The following is a 22211-nucleotide window of genomic DNA, read 5'->3' as shown; positions in this document are numbered from 1 at the left end:
TTAAAATCCTTTGGTAGATAAATTTTGGTTACCCCACGACCAGCTTATAGGCTGTTGCGAGGATAGAGAGCATATAAACAATCAGCAAGGCGTTGCGATGGATTTTAGCACTTGCAATCTGGATCAATCTGATACCAATCCAGACCCCTACCATCGAAGCGATGCCAATGCAAAGCCCAGTATGAAGCACTTGAGTGTTGATGACATCAGAATCATGAAAAGATATAGTACCTGAAATCGAGGAAAATATCACAAAAAATAGCCCCAAGGGGACAACCTTTTTGGATTCATAGCCCAGATAATAGCCCAAAATAGGCACCATCAATAAGCCCCCACCAATCCCCAAAGAGATCGCAAAAATCCCTGTGATGATCCCTGTGACAATGAGAATTAGGCGTTCAGAGAGTTTGGAGCGTATGGGCGGGGTGAGGTTTGTGGTGGCTTTGATTTTGAAGGCATATTTGATGAACGAATAAATTGTGATGATTAAAAATAAGCTTGTTAGGACTTTTGGCGTGATACTCCCTAAGATCATACCACTAAAGCTAGCCCCGATGAGCCCTCCAATGCCCGCATAGATACCATCTTGGATATTCAAAAGCCCTTTTTTGTAGTTGATGATAGAACCAAAGGTCGAGGAAAATATCATCTGCATTACAGAAATACCGATGGCGTGGTGGATACTATGCCCTAAGACCAACATAATTGGGACAATGATCGTCCCACCTCCCATACCAAAGAACCCCGCAGCAATCCCAGATAAAACGCCAATGCCTGCATAAGCCAAAATATCCAAGCCCATAAAATCTCCTAAAAATTTTTGCTATTATTATGCGATTTTATGAGTAAAAAGTTATTTAATTTTTTGATTTTTATGGGATTTGGAATTGAATTTGCTTCAAAAGCATTGATACTGCGAAGTTTGAGGGAATCTGATGTGTATAAATTATTGCAATCGATATGTCCAAATCGAACTTTTACAAGGGAGTTTGCTACTTAAAAAGGTGCTTGAATATGCCCAAAAGCACTTTTCTCAAATCTTGACCCTCTCATCTTCATTATTGATTCTTGATGATAATAGTTCTTTTAAAAAAGACTATCTCATCAATTGGATCTATCACGCAGGGCTGCAAGAAGAGAAGGCGGCCTTGGAGGTGCTTTTGCTCCATAGTGCCTTGCCAATTCGCATTAAAATACTGCAGACAAACCATATCCTCCATAAGGTCAAGGTTTCTCTCTCCCTCATCAGTCCCCATAAGATTCTTTTGAGCCTAGATCAAGAAAATCGTGTCGCTAAAAGATACCTCAAAAGCCTTTTTGCCCCTTATTTGATTGCAGAAACGCATACAGCAGTCTATTTGTGCAGCACGCAGAGTGATTTTTGGGCAAATGTTTTAGACCTTATTAGCACTAAAGTGATCCATAATGTCGCGATTGAATTTGATTGCGATGGGCTCAAAGGGCAAAAATCGCCCCCTATGTCCTTTTTGACACAAAAAGAACAGACTCTAAGACAGCATTATTTAGCACTCCACTCGAGGTTTGATGATGATTTTAGGAGTATCAAAAAACGTTATTTGAAGCTAGCAAAAGCCTATCACCCTGATAATGTCTATGGAAAAGATGGGGCAGTGATTGCTGTTTATGCTGAATATTTTAAGAAAATCAATGAAGCTTATCAAGCGATTAAAAAAGTGCATACAAGCATTTTGTAATCACCAAAAGACCTATAGAGTCTTTAGGGTAGTTGGGCTGTGCTTAGGGTGTTTGGTGGTTTATTTGGTTGGGTTTATAGCTGTGTATGGATATATGAAATTTTATTTTTATCTGTAGTTGGATACAATGGTTTGGTTAGAAAAACCAATTCAAAGAAGCATTTATGAATCCATCGATATCAAAGGTCGGTGCTCTTTTAAGACCTTCTACTCCCACGCTCAAAGAGCCTTTTTTACAAGTCAAAAGGGCGTTTGAAAGGCAAGGCATTGCAGTTGTTTTAGAAGAAGCAAGTGGCGTGATGATCCAAGATAGCGGGGTGGGCTTTGAGAAAATATGCCAAGAGGTTGATGCTTTAGTGTCTTTGGGTGGAGATGGGACTTTGATTGCAGCACTCAGACGCAGTTACGGCTATAAAATCCCAGCTTTTGGGATCAACACAGGGCATTTGGGGTTTTTGACAGCGATTAGCCCTCAAGAAGTTTCAGAATTTGCTAAGGCTTTGATTGATGGCAAATACACTATTGATAAGCACATGATGTTAGAGGCTTGTATCCAGACACATGAGGGCAGTAAGTCTTTTTATGCACTCAATGAAGTGCTAATTTCAAAAACAAACATCTCAGGTATGCTTAAAATCTATGCCAAAATACAAGGTGAGCCCTTCAATGTGTATTATGCTGATGCACTGATTATTGGCACACCAACTGGTTCGACAGCTTATAATATCAGCGCAGGGGGGTCGGTGGTCTATCCTTTTTGCAGAAATATTCTCCTCACTCCCATCTCTCCGCATTCCCTCACGCAACGTCCGATGGTTTTGAGCGATGAATTTGCCTTAGAATTCCGCACACAAGATGACTGCAAGCTCGTGATTGATGGGCAAGAAATTATCGAGTTATGCAAGCAAGATACTTTGATTGTCAAGCCTGCTCCTTTGGACGCGAGGTTGATTCAAAAGCCATCTCGAAGCTATTTTGGTGTTTTAAAGGCAAAGTTTAAGTGGGGTGAAGAATGATTTTGCGATTACTGATAAAGGATTCTGTCGCTTTTTCTGATGTTGATTTGGAGTTTCAAAATGGTTTTAATGTATTCAGTGGGGCAAGTGGGAGTGGTAAATCAGTATTGATGGAGTCTTTGCTCGCTCTTTTTGGGCTCAAAGAAAGCAATGCAGCACTCATTGAGGCAGATTTAGAGATTGCATTGCAAAAGTTTGGTATTGATTTGGAGGCGTTTGGATTGCAGAGTGAGGGCGAAGATTTGGTATTGAGTATCATCAAAAAGGACAAAACCCGATATTTTATCAATCGCTCTGCAAGCCCTAAAAAACGGCTGATTGACCTAGTTTCTCCCTTTGGAAAACATATCGCTTCAAAGGGGGCACATGAGCTAGAGGGCAAAAATGTCCTCAGGATACTTGATAGCCTTGTGAGTAGTAAAATCCCCTCCCATCAGGAGCTTTTAGAAAGCTTTAAAATGCAATACCATCAGCTTTTAGCCTTGCAAGCAGAGCAAAGCGAGCTCGAAGAGCAAGAAAAAAATATCCAAAATCTCAAAGAATTTGCTGCATTTGAAATACAAAAAATCGCAAGTATCCAGCCCTCAGAGGGCGAATATGAACATTTGCTCGAACTCAAAAAAACCCTTTCTAAAAAAGAAAAAATCCATCAAAGTATCCAAGAAGCTATGGAAGTGCTCGATAGAATCCCTAAAATCTATGAAGCACTCAATAGCATAGACAAGGAATATAGTGCGTTTGAAGAGAGTGTGATGGAAGTCCAAGGGATTTTAGAAGATGAAAATACCCGACTCTTAGAGCTCAGTGAGCTAGATGCAGGTGCAATACTTGATCGTATCAGCGTGCTTTCAGATCTCAATCGCAGATATGGGAGTATCGCCCAAGCTCTATCACACCTCCAAGACCAAAAACAAAAGCTCAAAGACTATGAAGAATTGAGTTTCAACAAAGACAGATTGCAAGCACAAATCCAGCAATCCCAGCAAATCTGTGCAGAATTATGCACTCAAATCAAAGCCCATCGCAGCCAATATGTTGGAGTGTTTCAAAAAGAGATTGCCGCACTTTGTGCGCAGCTTTTACTCAAAGCCCCCCATATCGGGCTCAAAGACTCCCCAATGGGTAAAAATGGCACTGAAATGATTGCAATCAAGCTGGAAAATACTGCAATCGAATCGCTCAGCTCAGGGGAATACAATCGCCTAAGGCTTGCAATGATGTGTTTGGATGCTCAAATCAATGCTTCTAGTGGGATTTTGGTGCTTGATGAAATCGATGCGAATTTGAGCGGGGAGGAGAGCGAGGGCGTGGCTAAGGTCTTGCAAATGCTCTCAAAAACCTATCAGATCTTTGCTATCTCACACCAACCACACATGCCCGCACTTGCAGATAGGCATTATCTGGTATTCAAACAAGAGGGCAAAAGCCAAGTCAAGCTCTTAGACAAAGAGGGCAGAATCCTTGAAATGGCAAGAATGATTAGTGGAGCGAGTATCACACAAGAAGCGCTTGATTTTGCTAAAAAGAAACTTGAGCAAAATGGCTTGAAAGACTCAAGATGAAATTATGGCTGCTGCAAAATATCGCAAGGTTTTTAAGCAGCCAAGAGAGCATTTGCCATCTCAAACGCATTGATGACAATCTTTTCAAGCTCACACTCAAAGACCAAACACTCTATATGGATATGACCAAAGGGGATAGTGGAGTGTTTCTCACGCCTTATGCGTTGATGGGGGCTAAAAAATATAACGCCCCTTTTGATGTGATGCTCACTAAGCTCACCACGCGTGCAAAGATTACGGGGGCTTGTATCGATGGGGGTAATCGGATACTCAAGCTCTCTTGTTTGCAAAATGGGGCTTATAAACACACTGCCTTTAGTGTCCAGTTTGAATTTACAGGGCGGCATACCAATGTGATTTTGCTTGATGGTGGTGGGGTGGTGCTTGAGGCTTTGCGCCATATCAATGGTGATAAAAGCTCCAGAGAAGTGCGGGTCAATAAGCCCCTAGAGCCGCTCCCACAGCCACCTTTTCCTAAAGACCAAGCAGGGGAGGTATTGTGTGAGCGTGCGTTGTTTGTGGAATTGAATACGATCTATACACATCGTGTGCAAAAGCACCTTGAAGCTAAAAAGCACATTGCTATTTCTAAAATCACCAAAAAAATCCAAAAACTAAAAGAAGCCCTCCAAGCCCTGCCTCAAGAAGAAGAGCTCGCCACACAAGCAAGCAAGCTCGCCCAAGAAGCCAATATTGTCTTAGCCAATCTCGATAGCATACCGAACTTTTCTCAAACGATTGCGCTCAAGGATTTTTCAGGCCTTGATGTGAAAATTAATTTGCCCCAAGGGATCAAGACCCCTCAAGAAGCTGCTAATGTGATGTTTACTCAAGCCAAAAAGCTCACCAAAAAGGCTAAAAATACCCATTTACAAGTCCAAAATCTCACAAGCAAAATTGACTTTTTGCACCAAGAAATTGCCTATATCACCAACATCAGCACTCTTGAAGACCTCACTATCCTTGAGCCCAAAAAATCCCATAAAAAAACACCCCCTAAATATGAAGTGTTTTTTATCGAGGGGGTAAAAATATCAATGGGGCGCAATCGATTTGAAAATCAAGACCTCCTCAAAGAGGCTAGGGCTGATGATATTTGGTTGCATATCCGTGATGTGCCCTCTTCGCATATGATTATCCATTGTGGTAAAAATAAAGTTTTTAGCGAAGTGATTTATAAGGCTGGAGAGATTTTAGTCGGGTTGGGTTGTGTTCAAGCGGGGGATTTTATGGTCGATTATACACAAAGAAAGTTTGTCAAAATCATTGAGGGTGCTCGTGTCATCTATGCAAAACATCAGACTTTCCACTACAAAAAACCATTTCAAGGATGAAAAATGGCAATCTCTCCTGTGGGTAATGTTACCTATATCAACCAAAACGCTCAAGCAAGCTCTATCCAACAAGCCAATGCCATCACTAGAAGCGATATGACCCATATCATCAATCAAGAATTCCAAGACAAGCTCAAAGATATTCAAGAAGTGCGCCCCACACCCAATGCACACGCCATTGACGCAGACGCTAAAGACAAGGAAAAATCCCCCCAACACCATCAAAATCCCAACTCAAGCGCACAAGACCCCAAGGAAGAATCATCACAATCACACCCAGCACAGAGCCAACATTTGCTTGATATTAAAGTTTAAGAGATGGGGGTTGTGAAAATTCAAGGAGAAATCAGTATAATGGCACAAAAAAGAGGGGTTTTATGAGAACTTGTAAAATATTTTTGATGGCTTGTATCTTAGGGCTTTCACTCAACTACGCCCACGCACAAAAAAAAGATGCGTTTGAAATCTATGGAGATATTTTCCAGTTTTTGCCCGCAATGGCAGCTGTGTATTCGCTCGCCTCACAAGACTACAAGGGCTTGGGCTACTTAGCAATCGGCACAGGCAGCACATTAGCCTTGACCTTTGCTGTCAAATATAGCTTTGTGGGGATTTCCAGAAACCACCCCAATTGGGCAAAGATCAGCCGCAGACCCAATCAGGGCAGTTATGATGGCTTCCCCTCAGGGCATACAGCTTCAGCATTTTCAGCAGCGGGGTTCATGCAGCGCAGATATGGGTGGAAATGGGGTGTGCCTACAACGATTTTAGCCACTTTAGTGGGAGTTTCAAGGGTAGTCGCCCAAAGGCATACCGTTGTGCAAGTCATTGCAGGGGCGATGTTGGGTTATGGACTTTCTTATTTGGTTACAAGCAGGCTAGATTCTAATATCAATATCAATGTTGATGTGGATAAAGATGAAATATCCCAAGGGGTGTATCAGAATATCTATGGAGTGAGCTTGAGCTATAGATTTTAGTTGCGTTTGAGTATTTTAGGCAGCGTGATACCTGTTTGCCCTTGATATTTGCCCTTTCTGTCTTTATAGCTGACTTTGCAGACCTCATCTCCTTGGAAGAATAAAACTTGCGCGATCCCCTCATTGGCATAGATTTTTGCAGGCAATGGCGTGGTGTTGGAGATTTCGATGGTGATATGCCCTTCAAATTCTGGCTCAAAGGGCGTGACATTGACAATAATCCCACAACGCGCATAAGTGCTTTTCCCCAAGCAGATAGCAAGAGTATCTCGGGGCATTCTGAAATACTCGATAGTTCTTGCTAACGCAAACGAATTAGGCGGCACGACACAAAAGCCCTGCTCGCTTGCATCAATTTCTATGACATTTTTATAATGAAAATCTTTAGGATCTACCATTGTTGCCCCCACATTGGTAAAAATCATGAATTCACTACCCACACGAATATCATAGCCATAGCTTGAGATCCCGTAGCTGATGATATTTTCTCCGATTTGTTTCTCACAAAAAGGCTCTATCATACGCTCTTTAAGGCTCATTTCTTTGATCCAAATATCTGATTTCAATCCCATCTTAGACGCCTTGTCCTTTTTCATTAAACTTATGAAACTTATGCTATTATACCAAAGACTAAAGCATTAACTCATCTAGGAGTTAAGATTTTCAAAACTTTAAGTGAATAAGGATAGATAAATTATGAATCTTGCAGAAATCAAAAAACTCATTGAACTCTTCAACAATTCAGAAATAGGGCGTTTGAGTCTGAAACAAGACGATTTTGAACTCAAATTAGATAAGCTCCCACAAACTCTAGTGAGCCATCAAATTCAAAGCCCTCAAGCCCTCGCTCCCTCAAATCCTCAAACCCCAAGCCCCTCGCTCCCTCAAAGCCCGCAAAGCTCGCAGGCTCCTTGTGTGGAGAGTGGAGATTTTATCACTTCTCCCATGGTGGGGACTTTTTATCGTTGTCCTTCTCCGGATGCTGCCCCTTATGCTAATGTCGGCGATACGGTGAAAAAAGGCCAGACGATCGGAATCATCGAGGCTATGAAGATTATGAACGAAATTGAAGCAGAATATGATTGCAAAATCGTTGCCATAGAGGTCAATGATGCCCAACCTGTCGAATATGGCACAAAACTTGTCCGTGTAGAGAAAATATAAGCCATGAAAGCAGTTGTCAAAAAAAATCTCCGCAGAATACTCATTGCCAATCGTGGAGAAATTGCTTTGCGTGCGATCCGCACGATCCAAGAAATGGGCAAAGAAACCATTGCTATTTATTCTACTGCCGATAAAGACGCACATTATCTGGATATTTCAGATGCAAAAGTCTGTATCGGTGGGGCGAAATCATCAGAAAGCTATTTAAATGTGCCTGCAATCATGAGCGCTGCAGAGCTCTTTGATGCTGATGCGATATTCCCTGGGTATGGCTTTTTGAGTGAGAATCAGAACTTTGTAGAAATCTGCTCCCACCACGGGATTGAATTCATAGGGCCGAGTGCTGATGTGATGGTGATGATGAGCGATAAAGCAAAGGCAAAAGATGTGATGAAGGAAGCGGGCGTGCCTGTTATACTCGGGAGCGATGGAGTGCTGAAGAGCTATAAAGAAGCCCAAGAAGTGGCTGAAAAAATCGGCTATCCTGTCATCATCAAGGCCTCTGCAGGCGGGGGAGGGCGCGGAATGCGTGTTGTTGAAGACCCTAAGCTTTTGAAAAATCTCTATTTGGCCGCTGAAAGCGAGGCTTTGAGTGCCTTTGGAGATGGCACTATCTATATGGAAAAATTTATCCGAAACCCCAAGCACATAGAAGTGCAGATTTTAGCAGACAAGCACGGCAATGTGATCCATATCGGGGAGAGGGACTGCTCAGCACAGCGCAGACAGCAAAAGCTCATCGAAGAAACTCCCGCAGTAGTCTTGAGCCCAGAAGTGCGTAAGTCGCTTTTAGAAACTGCTATCAAAGCCGCTAAACATATTGGATATGTGGGTGCGGGGACTTTTGAATTTCTCTTGGATGCCAATTATAAAGATTTTTATTTTATGGAGATGAATACAAGACTTCAGGTCGAACACACGATTAGTGAAATGGTGAGTGGGCTTGATTTGGTAGAGTGGATGATAAAAATCGCAGAAGGCGAAGTCTTGCCTAAGCAAGAAGAGATCAGTTTCAAGGGGCATTCTATTGAATGTCGTATCACAGCAGAAGATCCTGAGAAATTCTACCCTTGCCCAGGCAAGATTACTAAATGGATCGCCCCAGGGGGTGCGCATGTTAGGCTTGATACACACGCTTATTCGGGTTATAGTGTCCCTATGTTTTATGACTCAATGATAGGCAAACTCATTGTATGGGGAGAGGATCGACCTAGGGCTATTGCTAAAATGCGGCGATCTTTGAGAGAATTTTGTATTGAAGGTATCAAGACTACCATACCTTTCCATCTGAAGATGATGGATAATGCTGATTTTAAGGCTTCAAGAATCCATACAAAATACCTTGAGCAAAATATGGAATAAAAAATGCTTACTTTGGGTAAATAAGCCCTCAAGCAGGCTTAAAGGATTGAGCGATGAAAATCACACCTCAAAATGCCTCTTATGTTAATGATATAGCCACTTCTAAGCAGCAGCCAAAGTCTGCTTCTGAAAAAAAACCCGATAAAACCCAGAGCAAAGAAGACTCTATCCATATCGCTCAAAGTCAGCTCGCAGCATCCACCAAAGAAATCAACAATGCCATTGGAGCACTCCAAAAAGCGATTTCAGGTATCGATGATATGTCTCATGAGGGCAAATCCTTGCTTAAAATTGCCAAAAAAATCCAAGATGAATCCGAGCCCCAAAAGCAAAAAGATATTTTAAAAGCCGATAGTATCAAGAAAGATATTTTAAAGACTTTTGAGGGGGCGCGTTTTGATGGAGAGAGTGTTTTTGATAAGAATTATACTCTCTTGGATACACGCATTAAGTTTGATGCACGTTCTATCAAGCCCTCTGCAATCACCATAGACCCACCCAAAAGCTCAGAAAATTTCCTAAAAAATCTCCAAAATCAAAAAAAATACGCCAAAGAAGCCATCACAATCCTCAAAGACAAGCTAGAGGGCCAACTTGATAGTATCAAAAAAACCAATGCAAGCTATGAAAGCCTTGATCGATCTGCCCTCAAAGACAAAGAATTCAAAGAAGCCCATAAAACAGAGGGGATCACTCTGGAGCGCTTGACAAAGCTGTTGGGATGATCCCATATAGCACACAATGTATCCAAGAAGACGACATCAAGGCTGTCTTAGACGCTCTGCAAAGTCCCAATCTCACGCAAGGCAAATATACCCAAGAGTTTGAAGACAGGCTTTGTGCGTATTTGGGCGTGAAATATGCCCTTGTGTTTAATTCTGCGACTTCAGCGCTCTATAGTGCTTATCAAGCAGCCAATATCCAAAGCACCCATCAAGTCATCACCTCGCCTATTAGCTTTGTAGCCACTTCTAATATGCTATTGGAGTGCGGGGCATTGCCTGTATTTTGTGATGTTAAAAGAGATGGCAATATCAATGAAAGACTCCTCTCTGAGCTCATCACGCCCACTACAAAGGCTATTGTAAGCGTTGATTATGCGGGCAATAGTGTGGAGGCTGATAAGATCAGAGAGATTTGTGCAGACAAACATTTGACTTTTATCTCTGATAGCTCTCACGCCATCGGTGCATATTATCACAATCGACGCATTGGCACTTTGGCTGATATGACTATTTTTAGTTTCCACGCAATCAAGCCGATCACAACTGCTGAGGGTGGGGCGTTGGTGACTGATTGTGCAGAGTTTTATGAGCAAGCTAAGCTTGTCCGATCACACGGTATGGTCAAAAAAGACCTTTGGAATTCTGAAGTCACAAGGAGTGGTTTCAACTTTAGAATGACAGAGCTGCAAGCTGCCCTGGGTATCTCCCAACTCAAAAAACTAGATCAATTTCTGCAAATTCGTGAAGAAATCGCCCAATTCTATGACCAAGCATTTCAGGGCAATCCTTATTTTTTCACCTTACATCAAAATATGCCCCATACCACGACCAACCATCTCTATCCCATCATACTTGCCCCAGAATTTTGGTGCGCTAAAGAAGAGATTTTCAAAGCCTTGCTTCAAAGCGGGCTTGGCGTGCAAGTGCATTATAAGCCTATTTATCAATTCAGTCTGTATCAAAAGCTGTTGGGGGATATGCAGCTAGCAAATGCCAATGATTTTTATCGGGCTGAGATTTCTATCCCTTGCCACCAAAAGATGGATTTAAGGTCGGCAAAAGATTGCACTGCAAAGATTTTGAAAGTTTTTGAGAAATTTAAGGCTTGTGTGCGTTAGTTTGGAGTGATTTTTGCTTGAGAAGCTAAAACTTTGGAGCTTCTTGTGGAAATCAATATGCAACTACCAAAAACATCTCTTTACAATCTACTCAATCACCAAACTTCTCAACCACACCAGCACACCAAACACCCTATCGACCAAACACCCCCAAAAACCCAAGTCCATAGCCTGCAAAATCAAGACCAAAATCACGATACCACACAACCCCCTCCCTTGCCTTTAGAGAAAAGAGAAACTTATGGTCTGCTTGTCTTAGAGCTCATGAGCGCTAATGAATATGAAGCTTTCCAAAGGGCAACAGCTGGAATGAGCGAGGGGGATAAGATGTTAGCAGCCCAATCCCTCTATAGCCTTACAAGCTTTTATAATGGCAAATATAGCGCCCAAGACATAGAGCATTCTGATCCTTATAAGAAAAATGCTCAAAAAGCCTTTGGAATCGCCTCTCAAGATTTGAATAGTTTTTTGGAACGATACAAAAATGCCTACAATGCAGTCCAAAGGGTCGATGTCACCCTCTGATCATTGACTTTTAAAGGTATTTTTCTTATAATGGCAAGCTTTTATAGGTCAAGGTAGCTCAGCTGGTTTAGAGCGCTGGTCTCATAAGCCGGAGGTCGGGAGTTCAAGTCTCCCTCTTGACACCAAATGTTTTATCCCCCATTTCTTAAAAATCAACTCTAATCAATTCAAATCGATTTAAATCAATTCATATCAATCAAGACTCATAAAATAGGCAGTTTTAGGCGTATGGTTTGCGATAAAAAATATAGCAAAATTGGAGGGACTCATAGAAGAAGTGATGATTTGAAAAAAGAAATCAATGCGTGCGTCAAGAAAATCCACTCTCTTGAGGAGCAATCAAATAACCACATAATGACCACACTCTAGGATAGCTGCATATTTTCTGATCCCATCAAGCCTAATTGAATCCCATCTATGCGTTCCATCTAATGGTGGCGTGCGCGCGTGGAGTTTGGAGGATAGGGCAGACTTTTTGCCCCTCCCCTCTCTCTTTTTTTACTCCCCCCCTCTCTCTATTTGCTCCCCCCCCCCCTTTTTTTCTTTTCCTGCCTCCTCTTTTTTTGCTTCTAAAATAGCTATGGATATAAAACCATATCGATTATTTTACTTTTGCTATTTGATTGGAATCTGTTTAAATTTTTTATCTCTCAAAATATTATACAAGCCTATCTTTTATTATTTTAAGTTACACTTAAGTATTTTAGATATATATTGATAATCATTGCTATTATTAGGAAAAATTATGCGTGTATTGTCAATTTTTATGATTCTTTTTCTTGTCTTTGAGTGCTCTTATACTAAAGATTCAATTTCTACAAATGAAGCCATGCTCGATAAAATCATCACAGCTGCCACGGGCTTTGATACAGAGCTCAAAGATGAACCCCGAAATATCTTGCTGATTGATAAGCAAACCTTAAGCAACAAGGGCTATCAGTCCTTAGATGAAGCATTGCGCTATACACCATTGCTAAGTTTTGCAGACAATGGATTTGGGGGCAATATCGACTTGCGCGGTCAAGGGGACAAGGCAAATACAGCCATCAAAGTGCTGATCAATCGCATGCCTATCAATCTATTAGACACAAGCCACGGTATCACGCCCATTGCAATGATTAATATCGAAGATATCGAATCGATCGAAGTGATCCCTGGGGGTGGGGCGGTGGTGTATGGAAACGGGACGCGTGGGGGTGTGATCAATATCAAGACCAAGCAAAATCCCAGAAATTATGCTGCTTTTACACTCAAAGGGGGGTCATATGAGAGTAAAAATGGACTTTTTGGACGCGCAGATATTGCTGCCGGCAAGATCATCAACAAACATCTTTTCATCAGAGCTGATGGGAGTGTCGCAAATACGAGTGGTTATCGCAAGGGGGATAGTTTATTGAATTATTATGCAGGGCTAGAGGCAATCTATACTCTATCCAATGCGTCTATCGACCTCAATACCAACTATTCCCACTCTATACTCACAACCTCGCCTGCTATTAGCTTAGCCGAAGTCAAAAAGGACAGACGCGCTCAAGGAGATGGGCATATAAAAAGTCTTCAAGATTTTGCTAGCGTGTCTATGGATTATAAATACAATACCCAACAATGGGGGATTGATCTGCTCGGATTTTATGAGATGGATTCAGTGGATTATGTTTCTGATATAGCACAGATGTCTTCTATGGGGCTTAGTGTGCCTTTTGATCAGTCTGGCTCAAGGTTTTTCAACCAAGCTGCAGGTCTGAACGCTAAAGCCAAATACACAAAGGGCAAAAATACCTTGCTGTTTGGTTATGATTTGCTCTATCAAAATGCCTACCGAAAAGCCAAAGCCCATTATGCACTTTCTATACCGATGATGAAAATGAAAACAATTATGCATATGGACCATAGTTGGGTCACAGATCTTGATACACATAAAGTCGCTCATTCTATTTATGCGCTCGAACGCTATTTTTTTGGAGATCATTTTGATTTGAGTGGTGGTGCGCGCTATGAAATCAGCCAATATTTTATCTCCAGAGATAAGCACAGCCAAATGCTCATGAACTCTAAAGGTGCGCCCAAGACTGATCCACACTATGCAAAGACAACTTTTAGAAACAACTATGCCCTAGAGCTCACGCCCAATTTTAAATATTCTCCAACAGGTAATATCTATGCTAAGTATGAACGAGGTTTCATCACGCCTGCTCCCAACCAACTGAGTAATTCTGATAAAGCAGGGATTTATTATAATCATCTAAAACCAGAAGTTTATGATACCTTTGAGTTAGGCTATCGAGATGAGTTTGCTTATAGCTATGTGAGTGCGACACTCTATTACACCCTCACGCAAGATGAAATCAATGTCAATCAAATCGAACACGGCACTACTTGGACTTATACCAACCTCGATCAGACCCAAAGACTCGGCGCAGAAATCATCGCTATCCAAGACTTGCTTGATTCGAACGCACTCCATATCAATGAATCCCTCTCTTATGTCAATGCTCAAATCACTAAAGGCGCACATAAAGGCGAGAAAGTCCCTCTTGCTAGGGAATATAAAATCACCTTTGGGATTGCTTATGATTTACTCAAAACTTCAAGGCAATTTTTAAGTATTTTTACCAATAATGCCTTTTTTGGCACAGCCCTAGATACATCATACACCCCAATCAAAGCCTATCATCTCACAGATTTAGGGCTCAACTATTCTCTAGGGGGATTGCGCTTTAATGTAGGAGTTCGCAATCTGTTTGATTCTCAATATTTCAGCTATCAGCTAGCAAAAAGTCAAGATACCTATATCCCCGCAGGCTATATCGCTGCTGCAGGGAGAAGCTACTATGCAGAACTGCGATACGACTTTTAAATCAAAAATTTAAAGTATAATAAACTTTTTAATTTTGGAGCAGATAATGCGTGATCAAAAAAGTCTTTATCGATTTGTCCTCTTGGGTATCATATGCATTGCACTCAATCTGCGGGGTCCTATCACAGCAGTAGGCCCTGTTATCGAGCTACTCAAAGCACAATATTCCTTTTCAGCCACCACAGCAGGGCTTATCACGACTCTGCCCCTTTTGGCATTTGCGTTTTTTTCGCCCTTAGTAGCTAGGTTTCGATACACGCAGATGATGTTTTATGGGCTTGTGTGTATCGCGCTTGGTGAGTTGATCCGTTCTTATACAGGAATGATGGGAGTATTTGCGGGGACTTTGATTATGGGCGTTGGGATTGCGATTGCTAATGTCTTGCTCCCAAGTGTCATCAAAGCTAAATTCCCTAAGAAATTTGGCAAAGTGATGGCGCTTTATTCATTGATTTTGGTTGTTTCAGCCACGATTGGCGCAGGGATCTCTGTCCCTGTTGCTATCTCTTTGCATTTGGGCTGGGCAAATGCCTTGGCTTTGTGGGTGGTGATTGCTATTTTGGCGTTGTTGCTTTGGTATCCCCATCTAGGGGGCAGGCGCAAATACCAACGCCCCACGCCCTCAAGCAACCACTCCACTGCCATCTACAAAAGCCCTACAGCTTGGTGGATCACATTATTTATGGGCGTGCAGTCGTTGATTTTTTATAGTGTGGTCGCTTGGTTTCCCTCTATCTTGATTGCTAGGGGCTATGGACTCCATTTTGCCTCGAATATGACATTGCTCTATCAGTTCTGCTCGATCCCTGTAGCGTTTTTTGCTCCAATGTTGATTGCGAAAATACAAAATAAAAATCGATTTTTTTTCATCGCCTCATTGTGTGCTATGTATGCTTTTGCCTTTGTGATTTTGTATTTTCAAAGCAGCCCTATGATGGTGTTTGTAGCGACTTTATTGCTAGCGTTTCCTATGGGTGGGGTGTTTGGTATTGCGCTTTTATTTATCTCGATGAAAGCCTCCTTGCCACAAAATGTAGCCCATCTCTCAGGTATGGCACAATCCATAGGCTATTTGATCGCAGCAATAGGCCCTATTTTGCTCGGTTTTGTCTATGATTTTACAGAGTCTTGGAAGCCCTCTTTGGTGCTGTTTTTTCTCTTTGCACTTTCATTGATATTTTTTGCTTATAAGGCCAACAGCTCCAAAGCCATATAGAGCTGTTGGTAATGGAGGGGAGCAAGGGATTATTTGGTTACGATGGTTTTAATGCCATTGCTGCTATAGACTAAGATTTTTTTTGTCTTGCCTTTGTATTTGTTGAGCGCGTTGCTGAAATCTGTGGTTGTCTTGATACTGATATCTTCAATTTGTGAGATGATATCCCCTTGAGAAAATCCTGCATTTTCAGCGGGCGAATTCTCAGTCACAGCAGTCACAATCACGCCATTGATATCATTGGGGATTTTATATCGCTGGCGGATTTGTGGGGTCAAAGACTCTACCTTCAAGCCACTGAGCTGCCCTTGCATATCGCCTTTGGGGACACTGACTTCTTTTTTGCTATTGCCTTTGCGTTCAGCAAGCGTGATGGTGATGGTGTGCTCTTTTTTATCCCGGATATATTTGAGAGTGACTTTTTGGTTGGGAGCAAAAGACCCGATAATATTTTTAAGCTCGGCTGCGTCTTTGATTTTTTTGCCATCGACTTCAGTGATGAGGTCCCATACCATCAAGCCTGCTTTTTTAGCTGGCGAATCTTTTTCAAGGCTGATGATGACAGCGCCTTGATTGTTTCCATAAGTTTCTCTGAGATCATTGCTGATATCTTGGATCCCTACGCCCAAATATCCTCTCTCGATTTTGCCTGATTTGACAAGTTGTGTGACAACATTTTTGACCATATTAGAGGGGATTGCAAAGCCGATACCGTGATTGCCCCCTGTCCTTGAGATAATCGCTGTATTGATACCCACCAAAGCGCCACGGCTATCAATGAGTGCGCCCCCTGAATTTCCTGGGTTGATGGAGGCGTCTGTTTGTATGAAATTTTCATAGTTATTGATACCCATACCATTTTTATTCAGCGCTGAAACAATCCCTTGAGTCACAGTTTCGCCCACGCCAAAGGGATTGCCAATCGCAAAGACCAAATCGCCCACGGCCAAATCAGAGCTATCAGAAAACTTGATAAAAGGCAGGCCTTGCTTGTTGATACGAATAACGGCTAAATCGCTATCGCTATCAGCCCCTACAAGGGTGGCTGAATATTCTTGTGTGCTTCCTGGGAGTGTGACTGTGATTTTGTCTGCTCCATCAATGACATGATTGTTGGTGACGATATAGCCATCAGGTGAGATGATCACGCCACTTCCTAACGCCCTTTCAATCCTGTCTTTTGGGATTTGATTGTAGAGATCGCCAAAAAACTGCTGAAAAAACGGGTCGTTAAACATTGGGTTGTTTGTCACTTGGTTTTTGATCTTTTTTTGTGTAGAGATATTGACTACTGCCTTGGTTGCTTCTTTGACTGAAGCATTATAAGAATACACAGCGTTCAAAGACACATCTGGACTGACTCGTTTGCTCACAGCGGGCATATCCTCGATACCAAAGGCTCCTAAACTCAAAGCTCCAGCTAAAATAGCACTGATGATGACCTTGTATTTCATAAATAACTCCTATTTTTAAGGTGATTTAAAGGAAATTCTAGACCAAAATAATAAATGCTTAAAAAACTGAAAAATTGTGTTGGGATTGTGTGGTGTCCTTTTAAAAAAAGGGGTTAAGGCTTTGATGTGAGCAGTGTGATGGCTTTTGAGATGGTGTTTGCGATGATTGCATTGTCTTTGGGAGAAGAGTCTTTGAGCTCGGGATTGAACTCAGTGAATTCAACAGCAACAAGCCTTTGGTGTAATCTCTTGATTAAAAGCTCCAAGCACAAATCTAGCTCACTCACATACAGCCCGTGATTTTCCCTCACGCCAGTAGAAGTGAATAACTTGCCATCAAGCACATCAACATCAACGCTCAAATACACACACTCCACCCCTTGCAATGCAATCATGACTTGATCGATCACCCCGACCATATCTTGACGCATTGCATCGATAGTAAAAAGGGGGATTTGATAATGTTTGATCGCATCTTGTTCGGATTTTTCCATACTCCGCACGCCCATATAAACGAGTTTTAAAGGATTGCCCTCTGTGTTCTCCCCTCCTAGAGAGCATAGTGCCTCCCATTGTGCCTGTGCTTTTGGGTCAAGTGAGTTAGTCCCTTGTGCGGGCAGATGGAGCAAGCCCCCTAATGGCATACCATGGAGGTTGCCCGAAGAAGTGTCATAGGGCGTATGCAAGTCTGCGTGCGCATCAATCCAGATAATCCCCATTGACTTGGGCGCATAGACTTTCTTGAGGGCTTGGATTGTGCCCAGTGCGTTTGTATGATCCCCGCTGATAATGAGCGGGAGTCCCTGATTTGAAGCGATATGCTCGATTGTAGGAATGAGTTGTGTGCTAAAAAATGCATAGATATCTTGGATATTTTTGCAATACTCCCATAGTAAGGCTTGTTTTTTGTCTTGATTTGTGGAGCTTTTGTAGATAGCAGTGGAGGGGTTGTTGATGATTTTGATGGCTTGGTCTAGGAGGGCAGGATATTCTTTTTGTAGTAATCTATCTAGCAAGGCCACGCCTTGTATGGCGCCTTTTTTTGAAGCCCCCATATCTGAATAAATCTCAACGACTTGCCAACACATCTTCTTCTCCTTTGCTCACTCTGCCAAACCTATCTTTGGTGATAAAATATACCCCATAACACAAGATAATATAAACCAATGTCGCCCAGATACCTATGCGCTGCTGTGGGTCAAAATACGCTCCGATGATCCCTATCAGACAGCCCAAAAGCCCGATAATCTGAATCAATGGCGTGAAAGGGGCTTTATAAGGGAGGTCTTTGAGAGATTTGCCCGATGCGATGTAGCGCTTTCTGAAAATGTATTGGGAAATAGACACACTCGCCCAAACGATAATAACCGTGAAACTAACCACTGAAATCAGCGCTTCAATCACAGCTTCAGGGGCAAAAATCTTTGTAAAAAGGGCGACTAAAGAAAAAATAATCGATAGATACAGAGCAAAAATCGGTGTCCCTCTTTTATTGAGCTTAGCAAAAATGGGGAAATACATTTTTTTCTCAGATAAGCCATAAATCATTCTTGAAGCCCCATAAAGTCCTGAGTTTGCTGTGGAAATGAGCGCGGTGATGATGATGAAATTCATCACTGAAGCTACATAAGGGATACCGCCTTTCAAAAAGGGCAGTTCAATCCGTTCTAAGACGCTTACAAAGGGACTTTGAGTGATGGTAGAGTCGTTCATGGGCAAAAACACAGAAATGATAAACACAGAGCCGATAAAGAAAAAGACAATACGCGCTAAAGTGGCCTTGATGGCTTTGGGCATGACCTGACTGGGGTTTTTCGTTTCGCCCACGGCCACACCGATAATCTCTGTGCCTGTAAAGGCAAAAATCACGACCAAAATCGTCCCTAAAACCACTTGCACGCCATTGGGGAATAGCCCGCCTTTTTCAAAATAAAAATTTGCAAACACTGCACCAAAGCCATTGAGATAAATGTGATAGATGATAGCGACAAAGCCAATAGCGATGAAGGCTATGACTGCAATTGTTTTGATCATACTCAGCACAAACTCACTTTCTGCAAATACCTTGACTGAAAATGAATTGAGTAAAAATATCAAAACCACACAGCCAATCACCCACCAATACACAGGGACACTCGGAAACCAATACTGCATCAAAAAGCCTACAGCAATGTATTCTATCCCCACACTAATCACCCACCCCAGCCAATAAAGCCAAAAAATCATATACCCCGTAGCTGGACCAATGAAGCGGTGTGCATAATCGCCAAAGCTCCCTGTATGGGGGAAATAGCTCGCTAACTCTCCTAAGGATAACATCACGCTATAGATGATGACCCCACCGATTGCATAGGCAATGAGCGTGCCTAAAGGGCCAGCAGAAGCGATATTCCCCCCTGTGCCCACAAAAAGCCCTGTCCCAATCGCCCCTCCAAATGCAATCATCAAAAGATGTCGTAATTTAATATCCCGAACAAGCCCATTTTTTTCTGGTGTTATCACAAATTGCTCCCTACTCAAGATAGATTTCATATCCATAAATCTGCTATTGATTGCTTCAATCTTGCCAAATACAATGGCTGATTATATCCAAGATGGAAAGACCCCAATAGTTTTATTGATATTTTACAATAAATATTGGATCGAGCTGTTGTGGTTGGATCGGGGGATTTGATGGTATAGAGATGGTGTAGAGATGATAGCGTTGTATGGAAATTTTTGTTGTGGATATTTTAATGGATTGTCTTATATAGGGATTGTTTTTTGCGTTGGTGGTGTGTTAAATGGTGTGCCCAGAGGGATTCAAACCCCCGGCCTACAGGACCGCAACCTGTTGCTCTATTCAGCTGAGCTATGGGCACAAATCAAGTTTTATTCAATATAAAAATGTGGATTTTAGCAAAATTTTGCTGATTTTTATGTTAATTTTATGCTTTTTGCTTATAATGCGAGCTAGAAGTTTCAAACTTCAAATTTTACAAAGAAAGTAAGGTGATTTTAATGCCTGGTATAAAAGTCAGAGAGAGCGAATCTTTTGATGAAGCTTATCGTAAGTTCAAAAAGCAGACTGATAGAAATCTAGTCGTGACTGAATGTCGTGCGAGAAGATTTTTTGAGTCTAAGACTGAAAAGCGCAAAAAACAAAAGATCAATGCTAAGAAAAAAATGCTCAAACGCCTTTATATGCTCAGACGCTATGAGTCTAGACTCTGATACACTCCCCCCATCTCCAAGGGGTGGGGTGCTTTGCTTTTCCTATCTTCTTGATTACTCCAAGCTTAATAGTTTTTTGTTAATATACTTTTTTAGTTTTTTAATCACCATCAATCATCAAAATTTTAGGAGTTTGTAATGAAATTTAGTGGCAAAAATGTCCTTGTAACGGGTGCTTCAAGAAGCATAGGCGCTGAAATCGCTAAAACTTTGGCTAGCTTTGGTCTTAAAGTATGGATCAACTACAGAAGCAAGCCTGAGATAGCCGATAGGCTCAAAGAAGAGATTGAAGCCAATGGAGGGCAGGCTGCTTTGATCCATTTTGATGTTACTGATGAAGAGGGCTTTCTTGGGGGCTTAAAAACGATTATTGATTGTGATGGGGGATTGTCTTATTTGGTCAATAACGCAGGTATCACCAACGATAAGCTTGCTATCAGAATGAAAACTGAGGAGTTCATGGATATTGTCGATGCCAATCTCAAATCAGCCTTTATCGGCTGTCGTGAAGCGCTCAAGCTCATGAGTAAGCAAAGATTTGGCAGCGTGGTCAATATCGCTTCTATCGTCGGAGAAAGGGGCAACCTCGGGCAGACAAACTATGCAGCCAGCAAGGGGGGCATGATTGCGATGAACAAATCTTTTGCCTATGAGGGGGCTGCTCGAAATGTGCGTTTCAACTGCATCACACCGGGCTTTATCGAAACGGATATGACGCGTGTGCTAAAAGATGACATCAAAGAAAACTATATCAAAAATATCCCATTAGGGAGGTTTGGCAGTTCTAAAGAGGTCGCAGAGGCTGTGGCGTTTTTATTGAGTGATTATTCAAGCTATATCACAGGGGAAGTTCTCAAAGTCAATGGAGGGCTTTATTTATAGCCCTTGTTTGTTTGGCACATCGCTTTTAGAGCCAAAATCAGCCCTAAGAGCGATTAAAACCGATAGGCATAGCTGAGTGTAGCATAAGAATTTGAGATGATCGTCACATAGAGTGGCGATTCTCCTGTTGTGTCTGTGTCAGTGGGCTTGCTTGTAGCCCCTATCGCCCCGCCCCCACGCCAGAGCAGCTCAAACTGATGGTGTCCATAATAATAATGCAAGCCCAGCACAGGATAAATAAACCCTAAAGATATGGGGCTTGCATCGACTACAGGCTCTATATCACTGCCTTTGACTTTAAAAATCCACTTCCCATCTTCATACATATCATACGCATACCCCACGCCTATATGCACGCCCAGAGTGTATCCATCTTGTTCTAAGAAATCCCAGAGATATTTGATATCAAGCCCAAATTTGATAGGGATATAAGACAGAGTGAGCGCAGCATCTTCAATCACCTCTCTCCAACTACTCCCAATCCCTGAATCAATATGCCCTGAGATTTTAAAACCTTGCCTTTGATTTTCTCCAAAGTAGTGCTGATAAGCCCCTATCAATCCTAGGTCTATAAAAGTGCTACGCAGCATATCATTATTGCTTGTGGGTTTGTATGTCGGCGAGGGGTCATTGAAGCTATAAGCGCGGCCTATATTCCCCTCTACACCGATACTAAAGCCATTTTTACTTGACTTTTGGGCTTGGGGCTTGATAGTATCAGCGCTTGCTATGCTCACTAGCCCACTAGCTCCCAAAGCTAGCACCAAACCCATCATCGCCCTTGGAGTTGCCAGAACCATTGCAGCCATTTTTTTCATTTTTTCCAAATATCTGCTCCTTGAATTGACTTGTAATATTTCTGTTGCTTTTATAGATATTTGTTTGGATTTTTGCCCCATAAGTCCTATTGTCTGCGATAAAAGGCAATGATTTTTGAAATTTGATTGAAACCCTACAAAACTTTTTTAGCAATGGTATTCTATCTTATTCTGTGCTATCCTTTATGATTTCTTATAGAGATTTTAGCGTGTAAGATAAAAAAAAGATTTGATGATTGTTTGATATGTGGGGGGATATTGATGATTTGG

At 41.9% G+C, this 22211-nt stretch carries 22 protein-coding genes and 2 tRNA genes; 16 read left to right on the top strand and 8 right to left on the bottom strand.

All coding sequences use genetic code 11. The features are described from left to right. Positions 1 to 28 precede the first annotated feature (28 nt). On the bottom strand, positions 29 to 802 hold the full coding sequence (locus BKH46_RS03920) for a sulfite exporter TauE/SafE family protein (RefSeq protein ID WP_095225521.1): 774 nt from the start codon (positions 800 to 802) through the stop codon (positions 29 to 31). A 133-nt stretch (positions 803 to 935) separates the two neighbouring features. Here BKH46_RS03920 and BKH46_RS03915 point away from each other — a divergent pair, with 133 nt between their 5' ends. The 6 genes from BKH46_RS03915 (at position 936) to BKH46_RS03890 (ending at position 6607) form a co-directional block, all read left to right on the top strand. Further along, complete coding sequence (locus BKH46_RS03915; protein WP_095225520.1) at positions 936 to 1715, top strand: J domain-containing protein; 780 nt, start codon at positions 936 to 938, stop codon at positions 1713 to 1715. Positions 1716 to 1879: 164 nt separating this feature from the next. Further along, entirely contained in the window at positions 1880 to 2731 is an 852-nt protein-coding gene (locus tag BKH46_RS03910) for an NAD(+)/NADH kinase (protein ID WP_095225519.1), read from the top strand. Next, positions 2728 to 4293 (top strand): AAA family ATPase, encoded by a 1566-nt coding sequence (locus tag BKH46_RS03905; protein ID WP_095225518.1) that lies wholly within the window; start codon positions 2728 to 2730, stop codon positions 4291 to 4293. The genes BKH46_RS03910 and BKH46_RS03905 overlap by 4 nt, the downstream gene beginning before the upstream one ends. Next, the gene (locus BKH46_RS03900) at positions 4290 to 5627 is read left to right on the top strand and encodes an NFACT family protein (RefSeq protein ID WP_095225517.1); all 1338 of its coding nucleotides are present in this window, start codon (positions 4290 to 4292) and stop codon (positions 5625 to 5627) included. Before BKH46_RS03905 ends, BKH46_RS03900 begins: the two co-directional genes overlap by 4 nt. A 3-nt stretch (positions 5628 to 5630) precedes the next feature. Next, entirely contained in the window at positions 5631 to 5942 is a 312-nt protein-coding gene (locus BKH46_RS03895) for a hypothetical protein (protein ID WP_095225516.1), read from the top strand. Between the two features lie 62 nt (positions 5943 to 6004). Beyond that, a complete protein-coding gene (locus tag BKH46_RS03890) occupies positions 6005 to 6607 on the top strand; it encodes a phosphatase PAP2 family protein (protein WP_095225515.1) in 603 nt (200 codons plus the stop codon). On the opposite strand, the gene dcd is transcribed toward BKH46_RS03890, so the two are convergent. Then, positions 6604 to 7179, bottom strand: coding sequence for a dCTP deaminase (gene dcd / locus BKH46_RS03885; protein ID WP_095225514.1), 576 nt, complete (start codon positions 7177 to 7179; stop codon positions 6604 to 6606). The two genes, BKH46_RS03890 and dcd, sit on opposite strands and share 4 nt — an antisense overlap. A 124-nt stretch (positions 7180 to 7303) precedes the next feature. On the opposite strand from dcd, the gene accB reads away from it, so the two are divergent. The 8 genes from accB (at position 7304) to BKH46_RS03840 (ending at position 15574) form a co-directional block, all read left to right on the top strand. Then, the gene (gene accB, locus BKH46_RS03880; protein ID WP_095225513.1) at positions 7304 to 7771 is read left to right on the top strand and encodes an acetyl-CoA carboxylase biotin carboxyl carrier protein; all 468 of its coding nucleotides are present in this window, start codon (positions 7304 to 7306) and stop codon (positions 7769 to 7771) included. A 3-nt stretch (positions 7772 to 7774) separates the two neighbouring features. Then, positions 7775 to 9133, top strand: coding sequence for an acetyl-CoA carboxylase biotin carboxylase subunit (locus BKH46_RS03875; RefSeq protein ID WP_095225512.1), 1359 nt, complete (start codon positions 7775 to 7777; stop codon positions 9131 to 9133). Between the two features lie 53 nt (positions 9134 to 9186). Continuing rightward, positions 9187 to 9858, top strand: coding sequence for a hypothetical protein (locus tag BKH46_RS03870; protein ID WP_095225511.1), 672 nt, complete (start codon positions 9187 to 9189; stop codon positions 9856 to 9858). Continuing rightward, entirely contained in the window at positions 9855 to 10976 is a 1122-nt protein-coding gene (gene pseC, locus BKH46_RS03865; RefSeq protein ID WP_095225510.1) for a UDP-4-amino-4,6-dideoxy-N-acetyl-beta-L-altrosamine transaminase, read from the top strand. Before BKH46_RS03870 ends, pseC begins: the two co-directional genes overlap by 4 nt. 57 nt (positions 10977 to 11033) lie before the next feature. After that, complete coding sequence (locus tag BKH46_RS03860; RefSeq protein WP_143428908.1) at positions 11034 to 11501, top strand: hypothetical protein; 468 nt, start codon at positions 11034 to 11036, stop codon at positions 11499 to 11501. Between the two features lie 47 nt (positions 11502 to 11548). Further along, positions 11549 to 11626 (top strand) — tRNA-Met (locus tag BKH46_RS03855). 620 nt (positions 11627 to 12246) lie between these two features. Beyond that, positions 12247 to 14358 carry a TonB-dependent receptor gene (locus BKH46_RS03845; protein ID WP_095225507.1) on the top strand — a complete coding sequence of 704 codons (2112 nt, stop codon included), beginning with the start codon at positions 12247 to 12249 and terminating at the stop codon, positions 14356 to 14358. A 46-nt stretch (positions 14359 to 14404) separates the two neighbouring features. Beyond that, positions 14405 to 15574, top strand: a complete 1170-nt coding sequence (locus BKH46_RS03840) for an MFS transporter (protein WP_095225506.1) — start codon at positions 14405 to 14407, stop codon at positions 15572 to 15574. Positions 15575 to 15603: 29 nt separating this feature from the next. Here BKH46_RS03840 and BKH46_RS03835 read toward each other — a convergent pair whose 3' ends face one another. The 4 genes from BKH46_RS03835 to BKH46_RS03820 form a co-directional block, all read right to left on the bottom strand. Further along, entirely contained in the window at positions 15604 to 17028 is a 1425-nt protein-coding gene (locus tag BKH46_RS03835; RefSeq protein WP_095225505.1) for a Do family serine endopeptidase, read from the bottom strand. A gap of 113 nt (positions 17029 to 17141) precedes the next feature. Beyond that, on the bottom strand, positions 17142 to 18116 hold the full coding sequence (locus BKH46_RS03830) for an arginase family protein (protein ID WP_095225504.1): 975 nt from the start codon (positions 18114 to 18116) through the stop codon (positions 17142 to 17144). Then, positions 18097 to 19560: an amino acid permease gene (locus BKH46_RS03825; protein WP_253248298.1), complete on the bottom strand. Its 1464-nt coding sequence runs from the start codon at positions 19558 to 19560 to the stop codon at positions 18097 to 18099. Before BKH46_RS03825 ends, BKH46_RS03830 begins: the two co-directional genes overlap by 20 nt. Before the next feature lie 252 nt (positions 19561 to 19812). Next, positions 19813 to 19889, bottom strand: a tRNA-Arg gene (locus tag BKH46_RS03820). Between the two features lie 139 nt (positions 19890 to 20028). Between BKH46_RS03820 and rpsU the strand changes: the two genes are divergently transcribed. Both rpsU and fabG read left to right on the top strand, forming a co-directional pair. Further along, positions 20029 to 20241 carry a 30S ribosomal protein S21 gene (gene rpsU / locus BKH46_RS03815; RefSeq protein WP_095225502.1) on the top strand — a complete coding sequence of 71 codons (213 nt, stop codon included), beginning with the start codon at positions 20029 to 20031 and terminating at the stop codon, positions 20239 to 20241. A 138-nt stretch (positions 20242 to 20379) separates the two neighbouring features. Then, entirely contained in the window at positions 20380 to 21123 is a 744-nt protein-coding gene (fabG, locus tag BKH46_RS03810) for a 3-oxoacyl-ACP reductase FabG (RefSeq protein ID WP_095225501.1), read from the top strand. A gap of 53 nt (positions 21124 to 21176) precedes the next feature. On the opposite strand, the gene BKH46_RS03805 is transcribed toward fabG, so the two are convergent. Further along, positions 21177 to 21896 (bottom strand): outer membrane beta-barrel protein, encoded by a 720-nt coding sequence (locus tag BKH46_RS03805; protein ID WP_172402548.1) that lies wholly within the window; start codon positions 21894 to 21896, stop codon positions 21177 to 21179. Continuing rightward, positions 21868 to 22095, bottom strand: coding sequence for a hypothetical protein (locus BKH46_RS09455; protein ID WP_172402547.1), 228 nt, complete (start codon positions 22093 to 22095; stop codon positions 21868 to 21870). The genes BKH46_RS03805 and BKH46_RS09455 overlap by 29 nt, the downstream gene beginning before the upstream one ends. Positions 22096 to 22211 lie beyond the last annotated feature (116 nt).

It is taken from the genome of Helicobacter sp. 12S02634-8 (assembly GCF_002272865.1).
GTDB lineage: Bacteria > Campylobacterota > Campylobacteria > Campylobacterales > Helicobacteraceae > Helicobacter_J.
Note: the sequence above shows the minus strand (reverse complement) of the source record. Positions and strands in the feature narration are given on the sequence as shown.